This is a genomic window from uncultured Pseudomonas sp. (genome assembly GCF_943846705.1).
GTDB lineage: Bacteria > Pseudomonadota > Gammaproteobacteria > Pseudomonadales > Pseudomonadaceae > Aquipseudomonas.
Genome location: NZ_OX044366.1, coordinates 1,150,868 through 1,173,907, shown reverse-complemented (window position 1 = coordinate 1,173,907; position 23,040 = coordinate 1,150,868). Strand labels below are relative to the sequence as shown.

The 23,040-nt window shown below is 60.9% G+C and carries 17 protein-coding genes and 1 tRNA gene; 7 read left to right on the top strand and 11 right to left on the bottom strand.

Features of this window, described 5'->3' with window-relative positions; all coding sequences use genetic code 11:
* Positions 1-150 precede the first annotated feature (150 nt).
* Positions 151-1,134: an arsenosugar biosynthesis radical SAM (seleno)protein ArsS gene (arsS, locus tag Q0V31_RS05685; protein WP_298190930.1), complete on the bottom strand. Its 984-nt coding sequence runs from the start codon at positions 1,132-1,134 to the stop codon at positions 151-153.
* A 465-nt stretch (positions 1,135-1,599) separates the two neighbouring features.
* Between arsS and Q0V31_RS05680 the strand changes: the two genes are divergently transcribed.
* Positions 1,600-4,419, top strand: coding sequence for an EAL domain-containing protein (locus tag Q0V31_RS05680; RefSeq protein WP_298185457.1), 2,820 nt, complete (start codon positions 1,600-1,602; stop codon positions 4,417-4,419).
* 88 nt (positions 4,420-4,507) lie between these two features.
* On the opposite strand, the gene gabT is transcribed toward Q0V31_RS05680, so the two are convergent.
* Entirely contained in the window at positions 4,508-5,788 is a 1,281-nt protein-coding gene (gabT, locus tag Q0V31_RS05675) for a 4-aminobutyrate--2-oxoglutarate transaminase (protein WP_298185454.1), read from the bottom strand.
* Between the two features lie 268 nt (positions 5,789-6,056).
* Entirely contained in the window at positions 6,057-7,505 is a 1,449-nt protein-coding gene (gabD, locus tag Q0V31_RS05670) for an NADP-dependent succinate-semialdehyde dehydrogenase (protein WP_298185452.1), read from the bottom strand.
* A 333-nt stretch (positions 7,506-7,838) separates the two neighbouring features.
* Between gabD and Q0V31_RS05665 the strand changes: the two genes are divergently transcribed.
* Positions 7,839-7,915: transfer RNA gene (locus Q0V31_RS05665), tRNA-Arg, on the top strand.
* Positions 7,916-8,069: 154 nt separating this feature from the next.
* Here Q0V31_RS05665 and Q0V31_RS05660 read toward each other — a convergent pair.
* From Q0V31_RS05660 to norR, 4 genes are all read right to left on the bottom strand, one after another.
* Positions 8,070-8,852: a carbon-nitrogen hydrolase family protein gene (locus Q0V31_RS05660; RefSeq protein ID WP_298185449.1), complete on the bottom strand. Its 783-nt coding sequence runs from the start codon at positions 8,850-8,852 to the stop codon at positions 8,070-8,072.
* An 11-nt stretch (positions 8,853-8,863) separates the two neighbouring features.
* Positions 8,864-10,546 carry an NAD(P)/FAD-dependent oxidoreductase gene (locus Q0V31_RS05655; RefSeq protein WP_298185447.1) on the bottom strand — a complete coding sequence of 561 codons (1,683 nt, stop codon included), beginning with the start codon at positions 10,544-10,546 and terminating at the stop codon, positions 8,864-8,866.
* Positions 10,547-10,751: 205 nt separating this feature from the next.
* A complete protein-coding gene (locus Q0V31_RS05650) occupies positions 10,752-11,213 on the bottom strand; it encodes an Lrp/AsnC family transcriptional regulator (RefSeq protein ID WP_298185444.1) in 462 nt (153 codons plus the stop codon).
* Between the two features lie 156 nt (positions 11,214-11,369).
* Positions 11,370-12,920 (bottom strand): nitric oxide reductase transcriptional regulator NorR, encoded by a 1,551-nt coding sequence (norR, locus tag Q0V31_RS05645; protein ID WP_298185441.1) that lies wholly within the window; start codon positions 12,918-12,920, stop codon positions 11,370-11,372.
* Between the two features lie 175 nt (positions 12,921-13,095).
* Here norR and hmpA point away from each other — a divergent pair, with 175 nt between their 5' ends.
* On the top strand, positions 13,096-14,277 hold the full coding sequence (gene hmpA / locus Q0V31_RS05640) for an NO-inducible flavohemoprotein (protein WP_298185437.1): 1,182 nt from the start codon (positions 13,096-13,098) through the stop codon (positions 14,275-14,277).
* A gap of 28 nt (positions 14,278-14,305) precedes the next feature.
* Positions 14,306-14,560, top strand: coding sequence for a transmembrane sensor/regulator PpyR (locus tag Q0V31_RS05635; RefSeq protein ID WP_298185435.1), 255 nt, complete (start codon positions 14,306-14,308; stop codon positions 14,558-14,560).
* Positions 14,561-14,598: 38 nt separating this feature from the next.
* On the opposite strand, the gene Q0V31_RS05630 is transcribed toward Q0V31_RS05635, so the two are convergent.
* Together Q0V31_RS05630 and csiR are read right to left on the bottom strand one after the other, a co-directional pair.
* Positions 14,599-15,822 (bottom strand): CaiB/BaiF CoA-transferase family protein, encoded by a 1,224-nt coding sequence (locus tag Q0V31_RS05630; protein ID WP_298185433.1) that lies wholly within the window; start codon positions 15,820-15,822, stop codon positions 14,599-14,601.
* Positions 15,823-16,041: 219 nt separating this feature from the next.
* Positions 16,042-16,719: a DNA-binding transcriptional regulator CsiR gene (gene csiR, locus Q0V31_RS05625; RefSeq protein WP_298185430.1), complete on the bottom strand. Its 678-nt coding sequence runs from the start codon at positions 16,717-16,719 to the stop codon at positions 16,042-16,044.
* Between the two features lie 186 nt (positions 16,720-16,905).
* On the opposite strand from csiR, the gene glaH reads away from it, so the two are divergent.
* The 3 genes from glaH to Q0V31_RS05610 all read left to right on the top strand — a co-directional run bounded on the left by glaH (position 16,906) and on the right by Q0V31_RS05610 (position 20,604).
* The gene (glaH, locus tag Q0V31_RS05620) at positions 16,906-17,883 is read left to right on the top strand and encodes a glutarate dioxygenase GlaH (RefSeq protein WP_298185427.1); all 978 of its coding nucleotides are present in this window, start codon (positions 16,906-16,908) and stop codon (positions 17,881-17,883) included.
* A 107-nt stretch (positions 17,884-17,990) separates the two neighbouring features.
* Positions 17,991-19,229 carry an L-2-hydroxyglutarate oxidase gene (gene lhgO / locus Q0V31_RS05615; RefSeq protein ID WP_298185424.1) on the top strand — a complete coding sequence of 413 codons (1,239 nt, stop codon included), beginning with the start codon at positions 17,991-17,993 and terminating at the stop codon, positions 19,227-19,229.
* 7 nt (positions 19,230-19,236) lie between these two features.
* On the top strand, positions 19,237-20,604 hold the full coding sequence (locus Q0V31_RS05610) for an aspartate aminotransferase family protein (RefSeq protein ID WP_298185421.1): 1,368 nt from the start codon (positions 19,237-19,239) through the stop codon (positions 20,602-20,604).
* A 116-nt stretch (positions 20,605-20,720) separates the two neighbouring features.
* On the opposite strand, the gene Q0V31_RS05605 is transcribed toward Q0V31_RS05610, so the two are convergent.
* Positions 20,721-21,446, bottom strand: coding sequence for an amidotransferase (locus Q0V31_RS05605; RefSeq protein WP_298185418.1), 726 nt, complete (start codon positions 21,444-21,446; stop codon positions 20,721-20,723).
* 187 nt (positions 21,447-21,633) lie between these two features.
* Positions 21,634-23,001 carry an aspartate aminotransferase family protein gene (locus tag Q0V31_RS05600; protein WP_298185415.1) on the bottom strand — a complete coding sequence of 456 codons (1,368 nt, stop codon included), beginning with the start codon at positions 22,999-23,001 and terminating at the stop codon, positions 21,634-21,636.
* Positions 23,002-23,040: the final 39 nt, after the last annotated feature.

The window sequence follows — 23,040 nt, the reverse complement described above, 5'->3', positions numbered from 1 at the left end:
CATGATTGTCCTTATTCAACAGGGCGCTTAAAAACCGAGTGAGCGCAGGCGAGGGCGCGGAGTGAAAGAAATGTGCATAAGCCGCCCGCGCCTGGTTTATTCGCTTCACTCACCTTTGCGGCGGATGCTCGGCTCAAGAGCCGAGTGCAGTCATTGTTCAGTGTCCTGAGGCGTCAGTGAGCCGCCACAGCTGGAACCCTGTCCGGCGGTGCAGGCGTAACAGTGGTCGCGGGTGACGATCGGGTTGCCATCGAGTGTGGCGCTGAGCAGGTCACGCAAATGCGCGCGCTCGCGACCAATCAACTGCCCGTTCAAGGGTAGCGGCAGATCGAGCATCTGGTTGAAATCGCAGTCGTATAGATAGCCCTGCCAGTCGACGCTAATCAGCGCGCGGCACATCAGCGCGTCGAGGTTTTCCGGACGGTAGCTGTCGCGCAGCAACTGCATATAACCGTTGAACTGGCCCTTGCTGACCAGGGTGCTGCCAAAGCGCGCAATCGGCTGGTTGGTGATGGTCAGCAGGTGGTTGAAGACGATGCCGAAATCTTCCGCCAAGTGCTGTTTGTAGTCGGCTTCCAGTGCGACTTGCGGTGGCGGCAGGTTAGCGCCCTGCGGGTTGTACACCAGGTTGAGGATCAGGCCGCTGTCCGGCTGGCCGTAGCCCAAGGCGTTGAGCTGTTGCAGGCCCTTGATGCTGGCCTCGAACACGCCATCGCCGCGCTGCTTGTCGACGTTATTGCGTGAATAACACGGCAACGAGGCGCTGACTTCGACGCCCTGTTCGGCGAGGAACTGGGCCAGGTCTTCATAGCCCGGCTCGCTGAGAATGGTCAGGTTACAGCGGTCGATTACGCGCAGGCCTTCACGGCGGGCGTGCAGGACGATCTCGCGAAAGCGTGGGTGCATCTCCGGCGCGCCGCCGGTGAGGTCCAGCGTCTGCACTGGGTGGGCATCGATCACTTGATGCAGCAGCGCCAGGCTCTCGTCGGTCATTTCCTCGGTGCGGGTCGGCCCGGCGTTTACGTGGCAGTGCAGGCAGCGTTGGTTACAGCGGTAGGTCAGGTTGATCTGCAGCGCTTCCAGCGGGCCGCGGCGGATTGCCGGAAAGGCCAGTTGGTCGAGCAATGGCAGCATAGCGTGCACAGTTGACTCCTTAATGCGGGGTGCCGAGTGGGCGCAGCAGGCTGAGTTGTGCCAGCCCTGTGTAGCCACTATAGAGAGTGCCTGTGGGGTTTTGTTACGCGCTAAGGCAGAAGATTATTACCTGATAAGTTGTACGGATCTTATACAGATAAGGCAGTGCCGGCCAACACTCGTTAACCAGAGAATTGCCGATGCTGCGTTTGCGTCTGTTCTTTTTCGCCGGTTCTCTGGCCGTGAGGTTTTTTCATCAGTTGCTGGAATTGACTGAGGCCGTAAGCGCAATCAAGTCAGCGGTTCTCAGCTAGAATCCCTGAGCGTCAACTCGCCCTAGCCGGCGGGGCGTGTTCACTGAGAACCCTGGCGCACCTCGCAGTTTATTGAGGCGTCAGGATGTTCCATCTGCTCAATCTCCCTCTGTTGGTTCTGTTGCTTGGCTGTGTGCTGGGGAGCGTGTCCGTGCACGCAGATGTGCCATTGCTGGTGCTCAGTAGTGAGCAGCTCAAGCAACCGGTGGACGTGCCCGCGAGCCTGGTATTGGAAGACCCCAGCGGTTACCTGACCGCCGCAGAGGTGCACCAGCGTATTGCTGACGAGGGTAAACCAGTCGATGGCGCGCCGCGCCTGGGCTACTCGGCCAGTGCCTGGTGGCTGGCCTTCCGTCTTGATGCGCCAGTGGCTGAGCGCCTCGACCTGATTATCGACCGGCCCTTTCTCGACGACATTGAAGTCTGGCTGTATGACCGTGAGCGATTGATTGCGCCCTTTTACAGTGGCGACCATCGGGCTTTTCTAGAGCGGGGCGTGCCGTCACCACACTTTCTGCTCAACCTGCCGCGTCTCGGCCAAGGTCCGCACACCCTGTTGCTGCGGGTGCAAAGTGGCTCGGCCTTGAGCGTGCCGATGCAGCTGGTGGCAGCTGAGCAGAGCCCGTTATTGCAGGCCGGGCACTGGATGCGTAGCGGCCTGCTGCTGGGTGCGCTGCTCAGCCTTACGCTGTTTTTTCTGGTGCGTTTCAGCACCCTGGGTGAACCGACGTTGGTGTGGTTCTGCCTGACCCTGGCCAGCGTTACGTTGTACAACGCCAGCCTGCATGGCGTCACCAGCCTGTTGGCGCCACAGTGGGTCTGGCTGTCGACCCAGGCGGCCAACCTGGCCAATCCCGGCATGCTGATTTTTAGCAGCCTGTTTCTCATCAGCGCGCTGAAGCTTGAGTTGGGGCGGCTGCGTTGGCTGGGCCACACGCTGTTTGCGCTGATCCTGCTGGTCAGCGGCTGGACCATTGGCAGTTACGGCGATTACCGCTCCTACCAGGCGCTGAATGGAGTGATCCTGCTGACCGGGGCATTCCAGCTGTTACTGCTGCTGCTCGGGGTGCGCCAGCGTCGGCCCTACGCCATCGGCTACTTAGTGTGCTGGAGTTCGGCGTCGCTGCTGATGCTGCTGGCGCCATTGGCGCGCAGCGGAGTGGTCCCCTTGCCGCCAGGTTTCAACTACATGCACGCTTACTTGCCGGTGCTGAGTATCCTGATATTCGCCGCCATCCTGGATAAACAACTGGAGCAGATCCGCCGTGCCTTGCTGCACAGCCAGGCTCAGGCGCTGGGTAATCTTGAGCAATACCAAGCGCTGTTCAGCAGCAGTGGCGAGGGGATTTTCCGCTGTACCCAGAGTGGCAAACTGCTTGAGGCCAACCCCAGTTTCAGCGCGCTACTGGCCCTGCCAGATACGCTGGCCGACTTGAGCATGCAACAGATACTGGGCCCCCAGCACTGGGATGAATTGCTGGCAGCGCTCGATAACGAGCGCGCCAGTAGCCTGGAGTGCCAGATGCTGGGCTGTGATCAGCAGCTGCTCTGGGTGTACTTATCCCTGCATAAGCGCCCTGCCCAGGACTGCATTGAAGGCATCGTCGTTGACCTCAGTGAGCGTCGTGCGCTGGAAGAGCGTCTGCACTACCTGGCCGCCCATGATTCACTGACTGGCCTGCTCAACCGCCGTGAGCTGGAGCGCTTGTTGCGTGAAAGCCTCAGCGGCCAGGGCACGCGGCGTTTCAGCCACCTGCTGAGCCTTGATCTTGATCAGTTCAAGCAGGTCAATGATCTCTGTGGCCATTCAGCAGGCGATCAGTTATTGCGGCAACTGGCCAGCCACCTGCGCCAGCATCTGCCAGAGCATGCCGAGCTGGCGCGTATCGGCGGTGACGAATTCGCCGTGCTGCTGTGCGCGAGTAACCACCAGGCTGCGCAACAGCAGGCGGAAACCTTGCGGCATTGCGTCGAGCAGTTTGTTTTCAGCTGGCAGGGGCGGCCGTTCCGGGTGCAGGTCAGCATCGGCTTGCTGGAGCTGAACGCTAGCGTCAGCGACTGGGAAGCCGCACTGAACTGGGCGGATAGTGCCAGCCAGTTGGCCAAGCACCAGGGCCGCAACCAAGTGCAGCAGTTCAATCCAGACGATACCGCGCTGCTGGATCAGCAGCGGCAACTGCAATGGATCAGCCGTTTACGTGAAGGTGTCGAGCAGGACCATTTCGAGCTGTTCTATCAACCGGTGCTGGCGCTGCAGGAGGGCACCGAAGGCCTGCGCTACGAAGTGTTGCTGCGCTACCGTGACCCCCACAGTGGCGAGTGGGTAAGCCCTGGACAGTTCCTCGGCGCGGCGCAGCGCTACGGCTTGCTCGGTGCCATCGACCGTTGGGTGGTAATGCATTTACTGCAATGGCTGGCGGATAACCCTAGGCATCTTGAGCAGCTGACGCAGGTGAATATCAACCTGACCGCCAGCTCGCTGCTCAGCGCGAGCTTCCATGAAATGCTGCGCGGCGAGCTACGTCGGCATAACCTGCCAGCGCACAAACTATGCATCGAAGTCACGGAGATGGTCGCCCTGGGTGAGTTGGGGGTTTCTGCGCAATGGATCAACCAATTGCGCAGCCAGGGCCTGAAAGTAGCGCTGGATGACTTCGGCAGCGGCTTTGCCTCCTACGCCTACCTGCGCCATCTGCCGCTGGATATCGTGAAGATCGACGGCAGCTTTATCCGCGACCTGGAGAACGATCCAATCAACCAGGCGATGGTTGGCTCGATGCAGAAAATTGCCCACCAACTGGGGTTGAGCACCGTGGCCGAATTTGTCGAAAGCCAGGCGACCCTCGACTGTGTACGTCAGCTGGGGCTCGACTATGCCCAGGGTTACTGCATCGGCTATCCACAGCCACTGAGCCGGTTGGCCGATACCGCCGCAGGTGAGGTGCAGTACTCGGCCTCGGCGCGGCTATAGCGCGGCGCTCCGCTTGTCTCGCGGCAGCAGTGCAAACGCAAAAGACCCGCCGAAGCGGGTCTTTTTATTGCCGGGTGCAGCTTTACGTTTATGCCAGCTCGTCGAAGCACTCGGCGAGAATCGCCAGGCCCTTCTCCAGTTGTGCGTCGGGAATGGTCACAGGCATCAGGAAGCGAATAACGTTGTAGTGGGTGCCGCACGACAGCAGGATCAGGCCCTTTTCGCGTGCACGGACAACGATTTTGCCGACCAGGGCTGCTGCCGGGGTGCGCTTCTCGTCAGCTTCGAACAGTTCAATGGCAATCATCGAGCCCAGGCCACGGACGTCGCCAATCACCTTGTGCTTGGCTTGGATCGCACGCAGACCAGTTTTGACTTTCTCACCCAGCGCTTGCGAGCGCTGCAGCAGGTTTTCTTCGTCGAAGACCTGCAACACGGCCAAGGCCGCTGCGCAGGCAATCGGGCTGCCCGCATAGGTGCCGCCGAGGCCGCCAGGTGCGATCACATCCATGATCTCGGCTTTGCCGCATACGCCAGAGATCGGGAAGCCACCGCCTACCGACTTGGCGAAGGTAGTCAGGTCCGGAATCACGCCCAGTTGCTCGGTGGCAAAGAAGGTGCCGGTACGACCCGCGCCAGTCTGCACTTCGTCAGCGATCAACAGAATGCCGTGCTCATCGCACAGGGCGCGCAGGCGCTGCATAAATGCTGGGGAGTTGGTGTAGAAGCCGCCCTCGCCCTGCACCGGCTCGATGATGATTGCCGCGATATCTTGCGGCTGCGCATCGTTCTTGAAGATGCGTTCGATGCTGGCGATGGACTCGTCTTCGCTCACCCCGTGCAGTTCGCACGGCGACTGGGCGCGGTACACGCCAGCTGGCATCAGGCCCATGCCGGCAGCATACGGCGCGACTTTACCGGTCAGGCTCAGGGTCATCATGGTGCGGCCGTGGTAGGCACCGGTGAAGGCGATCACGCCGGCGCGGCCAGTGGCGGCGCGGGCAATCTTCACGGCGTTTTCCACGGCTTCTGAACCGGAGGTCACCAGCAGGGTTTTCTTGGCGAAATCACCGGGTACGCGCTTGGCGATTTCTTCACACAGCTCGACATAAGGTTCGTAAGCCAGCACCTGGAAGCAAGTGTGCGACAGCTTGGTCAGCTGCTCCTGTACGGCGGCTACCACCTTCGGGTGCAGGTGGCCGGTGTTGAGTACGGCGATACCACCGGCGAAGTCGATAAACTCACGGCCTTCGACGTCCCATACAGTGGCGTTTTCCGCGCGCTCAGCGAAGATCGGGTGGATCTGGCCCACGCCGCGTGGAACGGCAGCGGTGCGGCGTTGCATCAAAGATTCGTTGGTCTTGCTCATACAGTCCTCATTCACCGCTCATCGGTCGGTGTAGTTCAAGGATGAAATAGCTGGGTTAGCGCCAAAGCAGCATTCGATGATCGACTGCTACAGCCCTCCCGGCCACAGGGAAAATTCTTTTGTCTTACTGGATACAGCACTCTAACGGAGCGTAGCGAGCGCAGGTCAGGCAAGGCGGCGGGGCTGGGAAAATGCGGAGTGGCTGTTGCCAATGAGCATTTCCCCCGGCCCTGCCAACGCAGCATCACCGAAGCGCAGTAGCGACTACCTAGATGCCCAGGCAGAGGTACTTAATTTCCAGATAGTCCTCAATGCCGTACTTCGAGCCTTCGCGGCCCAGGCCGGAGGCTTTCACGCCGCCGAACGGCGCGACTTCATTGGATATCAAACCGGTGTTAACGCCCACCATGCCGTACTCCAGCGCTTCCGCTACACGGAACACACGACCGAGGTCGCGGGCATAGAAGTATGAGGCCAGGCCGAACTCGGTGTCGTTGGCCATGGCGATCACGTCGGCCTCGTCCTTAAAGCGGAACAGCGGCGCTAGCGGGCCGAAGGTTTCTTCCTTGGCGACGGCCGCGTTATTCGGCACGTCGACCAGAATGGTCGGCTCGAAGAAGCTGCCGCCCAGGGCGTGTGGCTTGCCACCGGCGAGCAGGCGTGCGCCTTTGCTCAATGCGTCGGCAATGTGTTCCTGCACCTTGGCTACGGCCTTGTCGTCGATCAGTGGCCCGGTGGTGGTGCCGTCTTCCAGGCCATTACCGATTTGCAGCTTGGTTACGGCGGCGGCCAGCTTTTCGGCGAAGGCGTCATACACGCCGTCCTGAATGTACAGACGGTTGGCGCAGACGCAGGTCTGGCCGTTGTTGCGGTACTTGGAAATGATCGCGCCTTCTACCGCCTTATCCAGATCGGCGTCGTCGAACACGATGAACGGCGCGTTGCCGCCCAGTTCCAGGGAGACCTTCTTGATGTCCTTGGCGCATTCGGCCATCAGCTGGCGACCGATTTCGGTGGAGCCGGTGAAGCTCAACTTACGCACGATCGGGTTGCTGGTCAGTTCGCTGCCGACTTCGCCGGCGCTGCCGGTGACCACGCTGAACACGCCTTTCGGGATGCCGGCACGTTCGGCCAGTTCGGCCAGTGCTAAGGCAGAATAGGGGGTTTGCGACGCCGGCTTGAGCACCATGGTGCAACCGGCAGCCAGTGCTGGGCCGGCTTTACGGGTAATCATCGCCGCCGGGAAATTCCACGGCGTGATCGCCGCGGTCACGCCGATTGGCTGCTTGATCACGATCAGGCGTTTGTCCGGCTGATGGCCAGGAATCACGTCGCCGTAGACGCGCTTGGCTTCTTCGGCGAACCACTCGAGGAAGGACGCTGCGTAGACAATCTCACCCTTGGCTTCGGCCAGTGGCTTACCTTGCTCCAGGGTCATCAGACGACCGAGGTCGTCCTGGTTTTCGATCATCAGTTCAAACCAGCGGCGCAGTTTGTTCGCACGGTCTTTGGCGGTCAGTGCACGCCAGGCCGGCAACGCACGGTCGGCGGCTTCGATGGCGCGACGGGTTTCGGCGGTGCCCATCTTCGGCACGCTGCCAATTATCTCGCCGGTGGCTGGGTTATTGACCTTGATGGTCTGGCCGCTGTCGGCGTCCAGCCAAGTACCGTCGATATACGCCTGCTGACGGAACAGCTGGGTGTCTTTCAATTGCATGGCAGTCTCCTCAAATCCGACACCCTGGCATCGGTACGTGTCATCGAATGGGCCGCACTGCAGCGCAGTAAGGCTTTATCATTGGGCTCATATTGCTGATGTGCGGTAAAAAAGCGTACTGCACATGGTTTCAGCTAGAGCGTTTGAAATCTCAAACGAATCCTAGGGTCGCGAGGGGTAAAGGGCAATAGCCTGTTCGAAAAAATTAACGATACATGCAGGTATTTGCTGTTTATGGCAGCTCAACAGCGAGGCGGCGGTCTGCGTGCAGAATCACGAACAATGGAGCGGCATGGACGCCCGCCAGCGAGATGCGTATGATTGCGCCGCGCTGCACCAGTAGCTCAGCTGGATAGAGTACTGCCCTCCGAAGGCAGTGGTCGTGGGTTCGAATCCCGCCTGGTGCGCCATACAAATCAAGGGCTTAGGTGAAAACCTAGGCCCTTTTTGTTTGTGCTATGCCCATCAGTATTCATTTTGTCCTTATACAAATAGGCACTCGGAACCTATCCACAGCAGCGTGGCCAACGCCCTCAGCTTCCGAGCGCCGGTGGACGTTCTGGTTCAGGGATTGTTTAGCTCGGGGCGGCGATCTAGGAAGTAGCGGTTGGCTGCTCTGGAGTCGTTCATCAGCTGACGATCCAACTCGCCGACAATCAGTGTCTCATCGAGCCCGGCCTGGGCGAGGCGGCTGCCGTCCGGCGCTGCAATGCTGCTTTGGCCGCAGTAATGGATGTCGCCCTCGCTGGCGCAGTAGTTGGCGTAGGCCACGTAACACTGGTTTTCGAACGCGCGGGCACGCACGGTGACGTCGGCGATAAAGTCATAGGGAGTCATGTTCGCGGTTGGCACCAGGATCATCTCGGCGCCGGCCAGGGCCAGACGTCGGGCGTTCTCCGGGAACTCTAGGTCGTAACAGATGAGCAAGCCGAGCTTCCAGCCATGGAATTCGATCAACGGGCAGTCATTGTTCCCGGCACTGAACATCGAGTGGTCCAGTTCGCCGAACAGGTGCGTCTTGCGGTAGTTGCCCAGGCGCTGGCCATGGGCGTCGATCAATTGCACCGCGTTGTAGATCTGGCCGTCGTCGGCGCGCTCGGGGTAGCCATACACAATGGCGAGCCCCACCGTTTTGGCGATGTCGGCGATCTGCTGGGCTGACTCACCGTCGCACGCTTCAGCCAGTCGGCTGACGGCATCACTGCCGATGTTGTAGCCCGTCAGGAACATTTCCGGCAGCACCAGCAGGTCCGCGCCTTTGGCTTGCCGCGCGAATTGCTGCAAGCGCTGCAGATTGCCGGCGACATCCAGAGGCTGCGGCGGGCATTGGTAAAGGGCTACGCGCATGGCTGTTCCTTTTACTCGGGCAGGGCAATCGGGCCGATTTCGTTGAATACATCGCCGGGCCCCGGGTTTTCGACGTGAGTGGCACCGCCGAAGTGTTTCATGATGCCCCACACTGCGTTGAGCGAGGTCTGTACCGCGCCTTCGACCCAGGCTGGCGTCCATGACACATCGTCACCGGCGATAAAGATGCCGCGTTGCTCGGCGGGCATATCGTCCTGCATAAAGTGTGCGTACATACGCTGGTTGTAACGGTAATGGCCGGGCAATGCGCCTTTGAACGCACCGAGGAAGTGCGGGTCGGCTTCCCATGAAACGGTGATCGGGTCGCCAATGATTCGTGCGGCAATGTCGACCTTTGGGTAGATTTTTTTCAACGCATCCAGTGCCAGTTTCACCCGCTTTTCCACGGGGTGCGGGAGCATTTTCAGCGCGTCACTCATCCACGAATACGACAGGCAAATCACCCCGGGTTTGTCGTCGCCGTTGTCGAACAGGTAGGTGCCACGAGTCAGGCGATCGGTGAGGGTCATGCTCATCAGGTCGCGGCCGGTTTGCGGGTCCTTGTCCTTCCAGAATGGCCGGTCGACCATCACGAAGGTTTTCGATGATTGCATGTAGCGGGTGCGATCCAGAGCCATCCACATTTTCTGCGAGAACAGGGTTTCGTCGCATTCGATCTGGGTGGTCAGCAGCCAGCTCTGGCAGGTGGTCAGGACGGCAGCGTATTCGCGGGTATCGCCCCAGTTGTCGGTGACGGCGAAACGGCCGTCAGCCGCATGGGCAATTTTCTTCACGCCGGCACGCGGCGCGCCGTGGTGCAGGCTGCTGAGGCTGGTGCCCTCTGGCCAGTGCACGCAGCGCTCGGGCACATGCCGCCAGATGCCCAGCGGCACCTGCTCGACGCCACCGACGACCAGGTGCTGGTGGTCATCGCAGTTGGTCATCACTACGCGGAAGATTTCCAGCATCGAGTTGGGGAAGTCCGAGTCCCAGCCGCCGGTGCCGAAGCCGACCTGGCCGAATACTTCGCGGTGATGGAACGAGAGCTTGGCGAAAGCTTTCGAGGTGGCGACGAAATCGTAGAAGGTGCGGTCGTCCCACAGCGGCACCAAGGTGTTCCACAGCTCTTTGAGGCGTGGCACGTCACGCTCGCGAATCGCCTGCTGGATATCGGCGAACTGCGCGCCGGCTTCCAAAGCATCGGCCCAGGCGTCAGCCACTTCTTGGAACAGCGCAGGGAGATCCGCGAGCTTTTCGGCGTAGTGGGTTTTGCCTTCAAGGTCGATGACGGTGCTGCCTGATGCAGGCGTCAGCGGGTTGGGGAAGGGTTTGGTTTCCAGGCCGAGTTTGTCGACGTAGTGATAGAACGCGGTGGACGATACCGGGAAGCGCATGCCGCCCAGTTCGGCGATGATGCCTTCGGCGCCGTTGAATGCCTGCGAGCGCAGGCGCCCGCCCATTTTCGAGGCCTCGTAGACGACGGGCTTGAGGCCCATTTTCATCAGCTCGTAGGCGGCCACCAGGCCGGCGATGCCCGCGCCAATAATCGCCACTTCGGCGCCATGGTTGTGCGCAGGAATGCTGCCCAGACCTGCCGGGTGTTCGATCCAGTAGTCAAAGGCGAACGGAAAGTCCGGGCCGAAAATCGTGACTGGTTTCTTACCGTCTGCGGGATGGCGATTTTTCGTGTTCATGGCTGACCTTGAGGGCGACTCGATGCGTCATACGCAGCTGAGTATAGGAGCGGATGAAGCCATTTTAGAGCGCGTGGAACACGTTAATAAGACGCAAAGTGTCGTCGTAGTGAAAGCTTATTGATCACTATGACGAGTAAATATTACAAATTGTCCGGCTTGTGATCCTCAGGCCTGCTTAAGCGCCGAGGTTGCCGTTTAACACTTAAACCGGCTGCCCGCGATCAATCTTGCTGCTGAGGATGATGGACGTGGTGGTCTTCTCCACGCCATCTACGCTGCCGATCTGATCGAGCAGCTGATCCAGTTGCTCCGGTGAGTCGGTGCGCAGCCACGCGACGTAATCAAACTCGCCACTGACCGCGCACAGTTGTTGAACCTGGGCCATGGCGCCGAGGCGACGCAGTACCTCTTTGCCGGAGCGCGGTTGCACCTTGATCCCGACATACGCCTGCAGCCCGCCATCCACAACTCGTTGACCCAGCCGCACGCCGTAACCGGTAATGACGTTGGCCTTTTCCAGCCGCGACAGCCGGGAGGTCACGGTGGTGCGGGCAATGCCCATCTGCCGGGCGAGCATGGCCACGCTTTCACGGGCGTTGATCTGCAGAGCCGCGATCAATTGGCGGTCAATTTCGTCAAGAAAGGGCGGGTGGATGTCAGGCAAGGGGCTTCATCTCCAGCATTACGGTTCCATGGGCCAACATGGTACAGGCGCCACGTCTGCTTGCAGTACATCCAGTGTGCTGCGACCTCGCGTATAGAGCCTGGACTTGGCGCCTGGCAGTCACCGCTGAATACGGCAAGGCGTCGTCGGCCTGGCTTACGGCAGACCCAGGCGCTTGGCCAAGCGGATCAGGTTGGCGCGGTCGATGCCCAGCTCGCGCGCAGCGGCTGCCCATTTATGTTGATGGCGGTGCAGCGTTTGGTTAATCAGCTGTTTCTGAAAGCTATCGATAGCTTCACGCAGCGGCATGTTTTGGGTGGGTGGCGCGTTTTCGACTGGCGCCTCTGCTTGGCTGCTGTACCCCTGCGGCAGGTCGAGGTGCGGGCTGTCGATACTGAGAATGCGTGGGCGTTCGCTGCAGCTGGCCAATGCCTTGAGCGCGGCGCGGCCGATCAGGTGTTCCAGCTCGCGCACATTGCCCGGCCAGTTGTAGGCCAGCAGGCTGGTTTGCGCCGCCTGGGTCAGGCGCAGGTTGCGCAGCCCCAAACGCGCGCGATTTTCCTCAAGAAAGTAGCCAGCCAGTAGCAGCACGTCGCGGCCACGCTCGCGCAGCGCCGGGACTTTTAGCGGGTAAACGCTGAGGCGGTGGTAGAGATCGGCGCGAAAGCGTCCGGCGCGTACTTCCTCGGCCAGATCACGATTACTCGCGGCCAACACGCGCACATCCACATGCTGTTCCATGTCGGCGCCGACGCGCTGCAATTGGCCGCTCTGCAACACGCGCAGCAGTTTGGCCTGCGCCGCCAGCGGCAACTCACCTATTTCATCGAGGAACAGGCTGCCGCCATCGGCCAGTTCGAATTTGCCGCGGCGTTCGTTGTGCGCGCCGGTAAACGCGCCGCGCACATGGCCGAACAGTTCACTCTCTACCAGGTTATCCGGCAGCGCCGCACAGTTGAGGCTGATCAGCGGCCGGCTGGCACGCAACGAGGCGGCATGCAGGGCTTCGGCAACCAGCTCTTTGCCAACCCCAGTTTCACCACTGATCAGCACGTTCAGCTCGCTGTTGCCGACCAGGGCAATTTCTTGCTGCAGTTGTTTGTGTACAGCGCTCTGGCCGATCAATTCGCGGGGTCGATGCTGTACGGCGGCCTGCTTGTAAGCTTCGGCCAGTTGGTGCTGATCTTCGACGCGTTGCAGCAGGGTGTTGATCCGTTCATTGGCCATTACCGTGGCGGCGGCCAGGCTGGCGAAGGCCTGCAGGTTGTCCAGGTCGACTTTGCCGAAGCTGGAGGGGTCGAGCGAGTCGAGGGTCAGCAGCCCCCAGGGTTGATCCTGCACGTACAGCGGGCAACCCAAGCAGTCATGTACCGGCAGGTGACCACGATGGCCGTCAACCAGACCGTCATAGGGGTCAGGCATGTCGCAGTCGGTGGCAAAACGGGTGGGCCCGCGTTGCGCCAGTAACGCTTGTAGGCGCGGGTGCTCGTCGAGCTTAAAGCGTCGGCCGAGGGTGTCGGTGCTCAAGCCTTCGACCGCTAAGGGGATAAGCGTGTCGCCGTCGAGTTTGAGCAAAGCCACCGCATCGCACGGCAGCAATTGCCTGAGCGCTTGCAGCAGACGGCGATAGCGTTCGGCTTCTGGCAGTTCGCGAGATAGGTCGGCGACCAGGGGAATCAATGCAGTAACGAGCGGGTTTGCTGTCATAAGGACACTGTTTATGTCATTAAGACTCAAATAATTAGCTGTCTAAAAGACACGATAATATATAAGTCTTTGATTATTAAGTTAAAAATAACTGGCACGTTTCCTGTAATAGTCAGGGTGATATGAACAGAACCGCTGCGCAAGTGCAGCGTGTCGCCCTGATGAGGAAACCTCTATGTTGACCCCCGCCCAAACCGCGCTGATCAAAGCCACTGTGCCGTTGCTAGAAAGCGGCGGCGAAGCCCTGACTCGGCACTTCTATGAGCTGATGCTCGGCGAATACCCCGAGGTGCGTGTCCTGTTTAACCAGGCGCACCAGGCCAGCGGCGGTCAGCAGCGTGCCCTGGCCAACGCGGTGCTGATGTATGCCCGTCACATCGACAAGCTGGAAGCGCTGGGCCCTCTAGTGGGGCAGATCGTTAACAAGCATGTGTCGTTGCAGATCCTGCCCGAGCATTACCCGATTGTCGGCAGCTGCCTGCTGCGGGCGATTCGTGAAGTGCTGGGTGCCGAGATCGCCACCGATGCGGTGATCGAAGCCTGGGGCGTTGCCTATGGCCAGCTCGCCGACATCTTGATTGGCGCCGAAGAGATTGCCTACGCCGCCAATGCCAGTGCCGAAGGTGGCTGGCGTGGGGCGCGTGAATTTCGCCTGAGCCGCAAGGTGGTGGAGAGCGAAGAGATCGTCTCGTTGTATCTGGCTCCGGCTGACGGTGGCGCGGTGGCGGACTTCCAGCCCGGGCAGTACATCGGCCTGCGTTTGCTGTTGGATGGTGAAGAGCAACGCCGCAACTACTCGCTGTCGGCCCTGAGCAATGGCCGCGAATACCGCATCAGCGTTAAGCGTGAGGTCGGCGGCAAGGTCTCTAACTACCTGCATGACCAGCTACAAGTCGGCGACAGCCTGGAGTTATTCGCCCCGGCCGGTGACTTCGTCCTGCGTCAGTCAACCAAGCCGTTGGTGTTGATCAGTGCGGGCGTGGGCATTACTCCGGCGTTGAGCATGCTCGAAGCCGCGCGTGACAGTGGCCGCGACATTCACTTTATCCACTGTGCGCGCCATGCCGGCGTACATGCGTTTCGCGACTGGGTTGAGGCGCAGCGCAGTGAGCGCCCGCAGGTGCGGCAATACGTGTGCTACAGCGAGCCTCGCGACGGTGATGCGGGCGATGCCGAAGGCTTCCTCAGCCAAGAGCAGTTGAGCGAGTGGTTGCCGCAGGAGCGCGACCTGGATGCGTACTTCCTCGGCCCCAAGTCGTTTATGGCGCAGGTCAAACGGCATTTGCACAGCCTCGGCGTACCGGCTGCTCAGAGTCATTACGAGTTCTTTGGCCCGGCCAGCGCGCTGGACAGTTAAGCAAGGGCGTAATGCCCGGGAGGTCAATATGCTGGGGTATTTCGCGTGTCCGCAGCGGGCGTTGCAACTGGCGACACAACTGCTCTGGGTCGGCTTGCTGTTGCTGCTGTGCGGGTTGCTCGGCGCTTATGGCCTGACTGCGCAATTGAGCATCGGCAGCCAGGTGGCGGCGCATAGCCTGACCATTATCGGCCCGGCCCTGCTCAAACTGGGTTATGTGCTGCGCCTGGCGGCGCAGCAGCAGATGCGCAAACACAAGGAGCCTTGCTGCGTGGCGGCGTGATCGCCGGCAAATGCTTGTCGGCCGGGGTTGCGCTGGGCTCAGAGCACTCCGGCTGCACGCAGGGCGTTGATCTGTTCGGCGTTCAGGCCAAGCTGGCGGCTGAGTACCTGCTCGGTGTGTTCACCGAGCAGCGGTGGCGCGTTGCGGTATTCCACTGGGGTGGCGGACAGGCGCAGCGGGCTGGCCACTTGCGGTGTGGTGCTGCCCAAGCTGTTGGGTAGATCAATGCGCAGGCCACGCGCCTGTACCTGGGGGTCGGCGAACACCTGAGCCAGGTCGTTGATCGGCCCGCAGGGCACGCCGGCGGCTTCCAGCAGTGCCACCCATTCGGCGGTGGTTTTGAACACCGTGGCTTGGCGCAGCAGGGGGATCAGCTCGGCGCGATGAGTGACACGCGCCTTGTTGGAAGAAAAACGCGAGTCGTTGGCCAAAGCCGGAAGGCCGACAACCTCGCAAAGTTTGCGGAATTGCCCGTCGTTGCCCACGGCGATGATGAAATCGCCGTCGGCCGAGGGGAAGTCCTGATAGGGCACGATATTCGGATGGGCATTGCCCAAGCGTTTAGGCGCGATCCCGGTGTTGAGATAATTCATCGCCTGGTTGGCCAGGCAGGCCACCTGCACATCGAGCAGGGCCACATCGACATGTTGGCCGAGCCCCGACTGATCACGTTGATTCAGCGCAGCCAGCACGCCGACCGTGGCATACAGGCCGGTAAGAATATCGGTGAGGGCGACGCCGACCTTCATGGGGCCGGCACCCTCCTCGCCGTCGGGCTTACCGGTCAGGCTCATCAGCCCGCCGAGCCCCTGGATCATAAAGTCATAACCTGCCCGCTTGGCGTAGGGGCCGTTTTGCCCGAAACCAGTGATGGAGCAGTAGATTAGCCGCGGGTTAAGCGCCTTGAGGGAGGCGTAGTCGAGGCCATAGGCTGCCAGGCCGCCGACCTTGAAGTTCTCCAGCAGCACGTCGCAGTTCTGCACCAGCTCGCGCACCAGGCGTTGGCCTTCGGGCTGGGTGAAATCCAGGGTGACCGATTGCTTGTTGCGGTTGGCGCTCTGGAAATACGCCGCCTCGCGGGAATCATTGCCCTCGGCATCTTTCACATAGGGCGGGCCCCAGTGGCGGGTGTCATCGCCGCTGCCGGGGCGCTCGACCTTGATCACCTCGGCGCCCAGGTCACCGAAAATCTGCCCGGCCCAGGGCCCGGCAAGAACGCGGGACAAGTCGAGAACACGGATATGCGATAGGGCGCCGGACATGTCATCTGCTCCAAGGACGGCCAGGCTTGCAGGCTCGCTGCGTTGCCCGGTGCGTGCGGGTACACGCGAGCATTGAGCCTAGGGCGACGCAGGCGCTAGGGCAAACGAGGATTTGGCACGCAGCTGTGCGAAATCATCACTCCGTAATAAGCAGAACTGCAGAAACGCATGCTCTGAGTCGTTCAATTGTGCGCAATACGCCTATTAGGCAGCTGCCTGTTAGGTCTTTAGCAGCTCACTGATGATGTTGACCGGCCCCAGCAGATGTTCGCGGATCATCGCGCAGGCGCGTTCGCTATCGCGCTGCAGCGTCGCCTCAACCAGTGCCGTGTGCTCCTCGCGTTTGGCCTGCAGCGCTGCGGCGGAAAACACCGTTTGTTGCAACCACAGGTGGCGGTAGCGCTCGGCTTGATCGAATAGAGCCCTACGTACCTGCAGCAGATGCGGCGAGCCACAGCCGGCGGCAAGTGCACTGTGAAAGGCCTGATGACGGGCGTCCCAGAGGCTGAGCATCTCATCGGTATCCTTGATTGCCACCACCTTGGCCAAGCTGTGGGCGTGAGCGAGGATCTGCGCCTCCCAGGCATCGTCGCCCCGGGCAATCGCCAGGCCGAGAATCAAGGCCTCCAGGTGCGCGCGGGCATCGTAGATATCCGCCAGTTCGGCCAGTGACATCGGTGCCACGCGAAAGCCACGCTGACTGATCGCCACCACCAGGCGCTCCGCCACCAGTTGCGACAGAGCTTCGCGCAAGGGGCCGACCCCCAGGTCATAGCGCGTCTTCAGTGTGCTCATCAGCAGTTTTTCGCTGGGTGCGAAGACGCCGCGAATGATGTCGCGTTTAAGCAGTTGGTAAGCGCGGATCGCCAGATTCTCTCGGGAGCCGGGAGTTTGCATCACACCATCCTTGCACGGGTTTGTGCCCATCATACCGAATCGGCGGGGTGGATTTGCGCGCAGAGCAGTTTGCATAAAGCGTGGTTTATTTTTGACACATTGTAAAAATGTAGATATTTTGAAATTACGTCGACATAAACCGTCGCATCACCTCGCTCACTCTTTTTCCCGTCCCGGAGTATTGCCATGAGTACCGTCGTTGCCCTGAAGAGTCTGGCTGTTCCTGCTCCGCAGAAAATCTGCGGTTTCACCTTGCAGCCCAGTGCGCAATCACCGCGCCTGCTGCAGCTGGAGTTCAGCCAGGCAACCGTGCAGGCTTTCCTTGCGGCCGTCGCTGAATGGCCGATCCAGGCGCTGGAATACAAGTCGTTCCTGCGCTTTCGCCTGGCCAAAATTCTCGATGAGCTGTGCGCGGGCAGCCTGCAGCCGCTGTTGATCAACACCCTGATGGACCGCGCCAGTGGTGGTTTGCTGGTCAGCGCTGAAGGCCTCGACCAGCTCACCCAGGCTGATGACATGGTCAAGCTGGCCACCGCTGTGGCCCACCTGTTCGGGCGCTCAAATTTCGACGCGATGAGTGGCCAATACTATGCCCGCTTCGTGGTGCAGAACGTCGATGCCTCCGATAGCTACCTGCGCCAACCGCACCGGGTGCTGGAACTGCACACCGATGGCACCTTCGTCGAGCAGGACACCGATTACGTGCTGATGATGAAGCTCGACGAGCAGAACATGGACGGCGGCAACTCGCTGCTGCTGCACCTGGATGACTGGGAAGACTTAGCCACCTTCAATCACCATCCGTTGGCCCGCCGAGAACTGCGCTGGACTGCGCCGCCGAGCAAGCGGGTAGACAAAGATGTATTCCATCCGGTGTTTGACAACGACGCCGAAGGGCGGCCGATCATCAGCTACATCGACCAGTTCGTGCAGCCGAAGAACTTCGAGGAGGGCAACTGGTTGACCGACCTCAGCCAGTCGCTGGAAAACAGCCAGAACAAGTTGTCGATCCCGGTACCGGTGGGCAGCTTCCTGCTGATCAACAACCACTTCTGGCTGCATGGCCGCGACCGCTTCACTGCCCATCCGGGCCTGCGGCGTGAGCTGATGCGCCAGCGTGGCTACTTTACCCATGCCAAGGTGTTGCGCGAGCCACGCCAGTAATCGTTTGCAAGTAGGCCGTGCAGGCGTGGTGTTAGTCGCGATGGTTGCGTCGCTCCCTTCCTGCTCCGTGCGACAAACATTTCCAACCCTTAACCATAGGTGATCCGGTGTACGACTTCATCATTCTCGGTGGCGGCATTCTTGGCATGTCCACTGCCATGCAGCTGCTGCGCAGCTACCCCGCCAGCCGCATGCTGCTGCTGGAAAAAGAATCCGCGCCGGCACGCCATCAGACCGGCCATAACAGCGGGGTGATCCACGCCGGTGTGTACTACACCCCGGGCAGCCTCAAGGCCAAATTCTGCCTGGCCGGCAATGTGGCGACTAAGGAATTCTGCGCACAGCACGGCATCGCTTATCAGGTGCCCGGCAAGTTGCTGGTGGCGACCAATGAGCTGGAAATGCAGCGCATGCAGGCACTCTGGGAGCGCACTGCGGCTAACGGCATTGAGCGTGAATGGCTGAATGCCGAGCAGTTGCGCGAACGCGAGCCGAACATCCAGGGGCGTGGCGGTATCTTTGTACCCTCTAGCGGTATCGTCAATTACGCCGAAGTCACTGCGGCGATGGCTCGTGAATTCGTCAAGGCCGGCGGCGAAATCCGTTACGGTGCTGGCGTCAGCGGCCTGCACGAGAGCGCGGAGGAGATTCGCGTGCAGAGCAGTGAAGGCGATTTTGCCTGCCGTTTCCTGGTCACCTGCGCCGGTCTGCATGCCGACCGCGTGGTGCGTATGCTCGGCATAGATCCGGGCTTCAGCATCTGCCCGTTCCGCGGTGAATACTTCCAGCTGCCGGCCGAGCACAACCAGATCGTCAACCACCTGATCTACCCCATCCCCGATCCGAGCATGCCGTTCCTCGGTGTGCACCTGACGCGGATGATAGACGGCAGCGTCACCGTCGGCCCCAATGCCGTGTTGGCACTCAAGCGCGAAGGTTACCGCAAGCGCGATATCTCCCTGGCCGACAGTTGGGCGATGCTGACCAACCCCGGCATCCTCAAGGTGCTCAAGGCCAACCTGCGCCCTGGCCTGGGCGAAATGAAGAACTCGCTGTTCAAGCGCGGCTATCTGCAACAGGTGCGCAAGTACTGCCCGAGTATCCGGCTCGAGGACCTCAAGCCCTACCCGGCCGGCGTGCGCGCCCAGGCCGTGTCGGACGATGGCCGACTGATCGACGATTTCCTGTTCCGCCACAGCCGCCGCAGCCTGCATGTGTGCAATGCACCATCACCGGCCGCTACCTCGGCGCTGCCCATTGGGGCGCATATCGTCGAGCAGGTCAGCAAGCAATTGCAGGGCCTGCTCTGCAGTACCGTCAAAGTCGTCCACGCAGACGCTGCTTGAGGTGATCATGAGCCGTACCCGCACGCTGGCCGATAAAGACCGCCAGTATCATCTGCACCCCTACACCAACGCCCGTCTGCATGAGCAGGTCGGCCCGCTCGTGATCGAGCGAGGTGAGGGCGTTTATGTCTACGATGACCAGGGCAAACAGTACCTGGAGGCCATGTCCGGTCTATGGAGCGCCGCGCTGGGCTTTAGCAACCAGCGTCTGATCGCCGCTGCCGAACAGCAATTGCGCACCTTGCCCTTCTACCATGTGTTCGGCCACAAGGCGCATCGGCCGAGTATCGAGTTGGCCGAGAAGCTGATCGACATGGCACCCGTGCCGATGAGCAAGGTGTTCTTTACCAACTCCGGCTCGGAAGCCAACGACACCGTGGTCAAGCTGGTCTGGTACTACAACAATGCCCGTGGCAAGCCACTGAAGAAGAAGTTCATCAGCCGCCTGAATGGCTACCACGGCATCACGGTGGCCAGTGCCAGCCTGACTGGCCTGCCAGCCAACCAGCGTGGCTTCGACGTGCCGCTGCCCGGTTTTCTCCACGTTGGCTGTCCGCATCACTATCGCTATGCCCTGCCTGGGGAGTGCGAGGAACAGTTCGCTGATCGCCTGGCCGCGGAACTGGAACAGCGCATCCTTAGCGAAGGTGCCGAGACCATCGCGGCCTTTATCGGTGAGCCACTTATGGGGGCTGGTGGGGTGATCGTGCCGCCGCGCACATACTGGCAAAAGATTCAGGCGGTGTGTCGGCGCTACGACATCCTGGTGATCGCCGACGAGGTGATCTGTGGTTTCGGCCGCACCGGGCAGATGTTTGGCAGCCAGACTTTCGGCATTCAGCCGGACGTGATGGTGCTGTCCAAGCAGCTGTCTTCGTCTTACCAGCCGATTGCTGCTGTGCTGATCAACGATGCGCTGTACCAGGGCATCGCCGAGCAGAGCAACAGCCTGGGCACCCTGGGTCACGGCTTTACCGGCAGCGCCCATCCTGTCGCCAGCGCCGTAGCCCTGGAAAACCTCAAGATTATCGAGGAAGAGCAGTTGGTACAGCACGCGGCGGCCATGGGTGAGCGCTTGCAGAGCGGGCTGCGCGAGTTCGCCGATCACCCGCTGGTCGGTGAGGTGCGCGGCTGCGGGCTGATTGCCGCCGTGGAACTGGTGGGCAACCGACAGACCAAGCTGCCCCATGGCAAGCCTGGCACGCTCGGCCGCTACCTTGCGGGACGTGCGCAGGAGCATGGCATGATCACCCGTGCCATGGGCGACGCGCTGGCCTTCTGCCCGCCGCTGATCAGCCGCGAGTCGGAGATCGACCTGCTGCTTGAGCGCTTCGCTTATGCCCTCGACGACACCCACCAATGGCTGCATAGCTGAGCGCAAGTCACCCGCCGCGCCGGTCAGCCACTGACCCGCGCGGCAGGCCGATGAGTGCTGGAGATAAACGCAAAAGCCCGCCGAAGCGGGCTTTTGCGTTATGCCTGTTGGCGCGCCTAGGCTGCGGGTGTTTGCCCCTGTGTCACGAAGCGCAGCATCCACTCGGCGACGATTGCGCCCTGATGCGCCTGCTCCAGGCTGTCGAGGGCTTGCCGGTATACCTGTTCGCCCCAGTGCTCGCGGCGGATCTCGAGGATCGCCCGTGAGTAGTCCGCCACCAGTTCCGGGTGCCCCTGCCAGCACAGCACCTGGTCGCCAATGCGGTAGGCGGCGATTGGGCAGAACGCGTTACTGGCCAGGATGGTGGCATTGGGCGGTGCTTGGGTGACCTGGTCCTGATGGATGATCAGCATCGACAGCTGCTCGCTGCGTGGCTGCATCCAAGGCTCCTGCGCGATCACCGCATAGTGCTGTACACCGACGCCCCAGCCCTGGCTCGCGCGCTCAGTCTTACCACCCAGTAACAAGGCCAGCAGCTGGTGGCCGAAACAGATGCCCAGCAACTTGTCGCCAGCGGCGTAACGCGCCAGTACGTAGTCACGCAGGGTTTGGATCCAGGGCTCGGTGCCAAAGGAGTCGTACTTGCTGCCGGTGATCAGGTAGGCGTCGTAGCGCTGACCGTCATCCGGGTACTCGCCCTGGAGCACATTGAATACCTCGAACTCGGCGTTCACCGGCTGCTGCGCAAACAGCTGCTTAAACATGCGGCCATAGCCGTGGTACTGCTCGACTAACTCGGGACGAATTTGGTCGGTTTCGAGGATGCAGATGCGCGGTGTCATCGAGGCTCCTGAGTGGTGATGTGGGAAAGAGCAACGTGCTCGACTAGCCAGCCTAGCCTCACAGCGTGGCGGGTTGCCACGCTGTGAGCGCCATTCTGAAGCCTGTTCAGGCAAGAGCCGGTCACCCTAGAGGCCAATGTCTCTGACTTCTAGGGTGATGGCGGCTGGAGTAACCGTCAGCAGGCGCTTAGCCCTGCAGATCCTCTAGGGTCAGATCCAGGCATAGACGTGCCTTGCTCACCAGTTCGTCGATCTCGCTTTTGCTGATCACCAGCGGCGGCGCGATGATCATGGTGTCGCCGACGGCGCGCATGATCAGCCCATTGTTGAAGCAGTGGCCGCGGCAGATCATGCCGGCGCCCTTATCTTCATAACGGCTGCGGCTGGTCTTGTCTTTGACCAGCTCGATGGCTCCGAGCATGCCAACACCACGCACCTCACCGACCAGCGGATGATCCAGCAGCTCGCGCAGACGCTGTTGCAAGTAGGGCGCGGTTTCTTCGCGCACGGTTTCGAGGATCTTCTCGTCGCGCAGGATGCGGATGTTTTCCAGGGCAACGGCAGCCGCCACCGGGTGACCGGAGTAGGTGAAGCCGTGGTTGAAATCGCCACCAGTCTTGATCACATCGAACACCTTGTCGCCGACGATCAAGCCGCCCATGGGGATATAACCGGAGGTCAGGCCCTTGGCGATGGTCATCAGGTCAGGGCTGTTGCCATAGTAGTCGCTGCCGAACCATTCACCGGTGCGGCCGAAGCCGCAGATCACTTCGTCGGCGACAAACAGGATGTCGTATTTGTCGAGAATTTCGCGGACCTTCGGCCAGTAGGTTTCCGGCGGCACGATCACGCCGCCCGCGCCCTGGATCGGCTCGGCGATAAAGGCCGCTACCTTGTCCACGCCGACTTCAAGAATCTTCGCTTCCAGCTGCTCGGCCGCCCAGATGCCGAATGCTGCAGGGCTCATGTCGCCACCTTCAGCGAACCAGTATGGCTGGGCAATATGCACGATGTCTGGAACCACGCCGCCCTGGGCGTGCATGCCAGCCATGCCACCCAGCGCGGCACCGGCCACAGTGGAGCCGTGGTAGCCGTTGTGACGGCCGATGATCACCTGCTTCTGCGGTTGGCCCTTGAGCGTCCAGTAGTGGCGCACCAGGCGCAGCATGGTGTCGTTGCCTTCCGAGCCAGAGCCGGTGAAGAACACATGGTTCAGCCCCTTCGGCGCGATCTCGGCGATCACCTTGGCCAGTTCTAGCACCGGCGGGTGGGCGGTCATAAAGAAGGTGTTGTAGAACGGCAGCTCTTTCATTTGCTTGCTGGCGGCGTCAGCCAGTTCATCGCGGCCATAGCCAATGGCGGCGCACCAGAGGCCGGCCATGCCATCAAGAATCTTGTTGCCTTCGCTGTCCCACACGTACACGCCATCACCCTTGACGATTATCCGCGGGCCGCTGTCGCTCAGCTGTTGATAGTCGCTGAATGGTGCCAGGTGATGGTCGCGACTCATGGCTTGCCATTTCTGGGTTTGCGGGTTGTTCTGGGTAGTGCTCATAGCGCCTCCAAAGTCGTGGCAGGGCGGCGACCGATCGGG

What these genes read in the sequence shown, in the direction of transcription:
- arsS (WP_298190930.1), bottom strand. Translation starts at nt 1,134, where the DNA reads ATGCTGCCATTGCTCGACCAACTGGCCTTTCCGGCAATCCGCCGCGGC.
- gabT (WP_298185454.1), bottom strand. Translation starts at nt 5,788, where the DNA reads ATGAGCAAGACCAACGAATCTTTGATGCAACGCCGCACCGCTGCCGTT.
- gabD (WP_298185452.1), bottom strand. Translation starts at nt 7,505, where the DNA reads ATGCAATTGAAAGACACCCAGCTGTTCCGTCAGCAGGCGTATATCGAC.
- Q0V31_RS05660 (WP_298185449.1), bottom strand. Translation starts at nt 8,852, where the DNA reads ATGCGCGTAGCCCTTTACCAATGCCCGCCGCAGCCTCTGGATGTCGCC.
- Q0V31_RS05655 (WP_298185447.1), bottom strand. Translation starts at nt 10,546, where the DNA reads ATGAACACGAAAAATCGCCATCCCGCAGACGGTAAGAAACCAGTCACG.
- norR (WP_298185441.1), bottom strand. Translation starts at nt 12,920, where the DNA reads ATGACAGCAAACCCGCTCGTTACTGCATTGATTCCCCTGGTCGCCGAC.
- hmpA (WP_298185437.1), top strand. Translation starts at nt 13,096, where the DNA reads ATGTTGACCCCCGCCCAAACCGCGCTGATCAAAGCCACTGTGCCGTTG.
- Q0V31_RS05635 (WP_298185435.1), top strand. Translation starts at nt 14,306, where the DNA reads ATGCTGGGGTATTTCGCGTGTCCGCAGCGGGCGTTGCAACTGGCGACA.
- Q0V31_RS05630 (WP_298185433.1), bottom strand. Translation starts at nt 15,822, where the DNA reads ATGTCCGGCGCCCTATCGCATATCCGTGTTCTCGACTTGTCCCGCGTT.
- csiR (WP_298185430.1), bottom strand. Translation starts at nt 16,719, where the DNA reads ATGCAAACTCCCGGCTCCCGAGAGAATCTGGCGATCCGCGCTTACCAA.
- glaH (WP_298185427.1), top strand. Translation starts at nt 16,906, where the DNA reads ATGAGTACCGTCGTTGCCCTGAAGAGTCTGGCTGTTCCTGCTCCGCAG.
- Q0V31_RS05610 (WP_298185421.1), top strand. Translation starts at nt 19,237, where the DNA reads ATGAGCCGTACCCGCACGCTGGCCGATAAAGACCGCCAGTATCATCTG.
- Q0V31_RS05605 (WP_298185418.1), bottom strand. Translation starts at nt 21,446, where the DNA reads ATGACACCGCGCATCTGCATCCTCGAAACCGACCAAATTCGTCCCGAG.
- Q0V31_RS05600 (WP_298185415.1), bottom strand. Translation starts at nt 23,001, where the DNA reads ATGAGCACTACCCAGAACAACCCGCAAACCCAGAAATGGCAAGCCATG.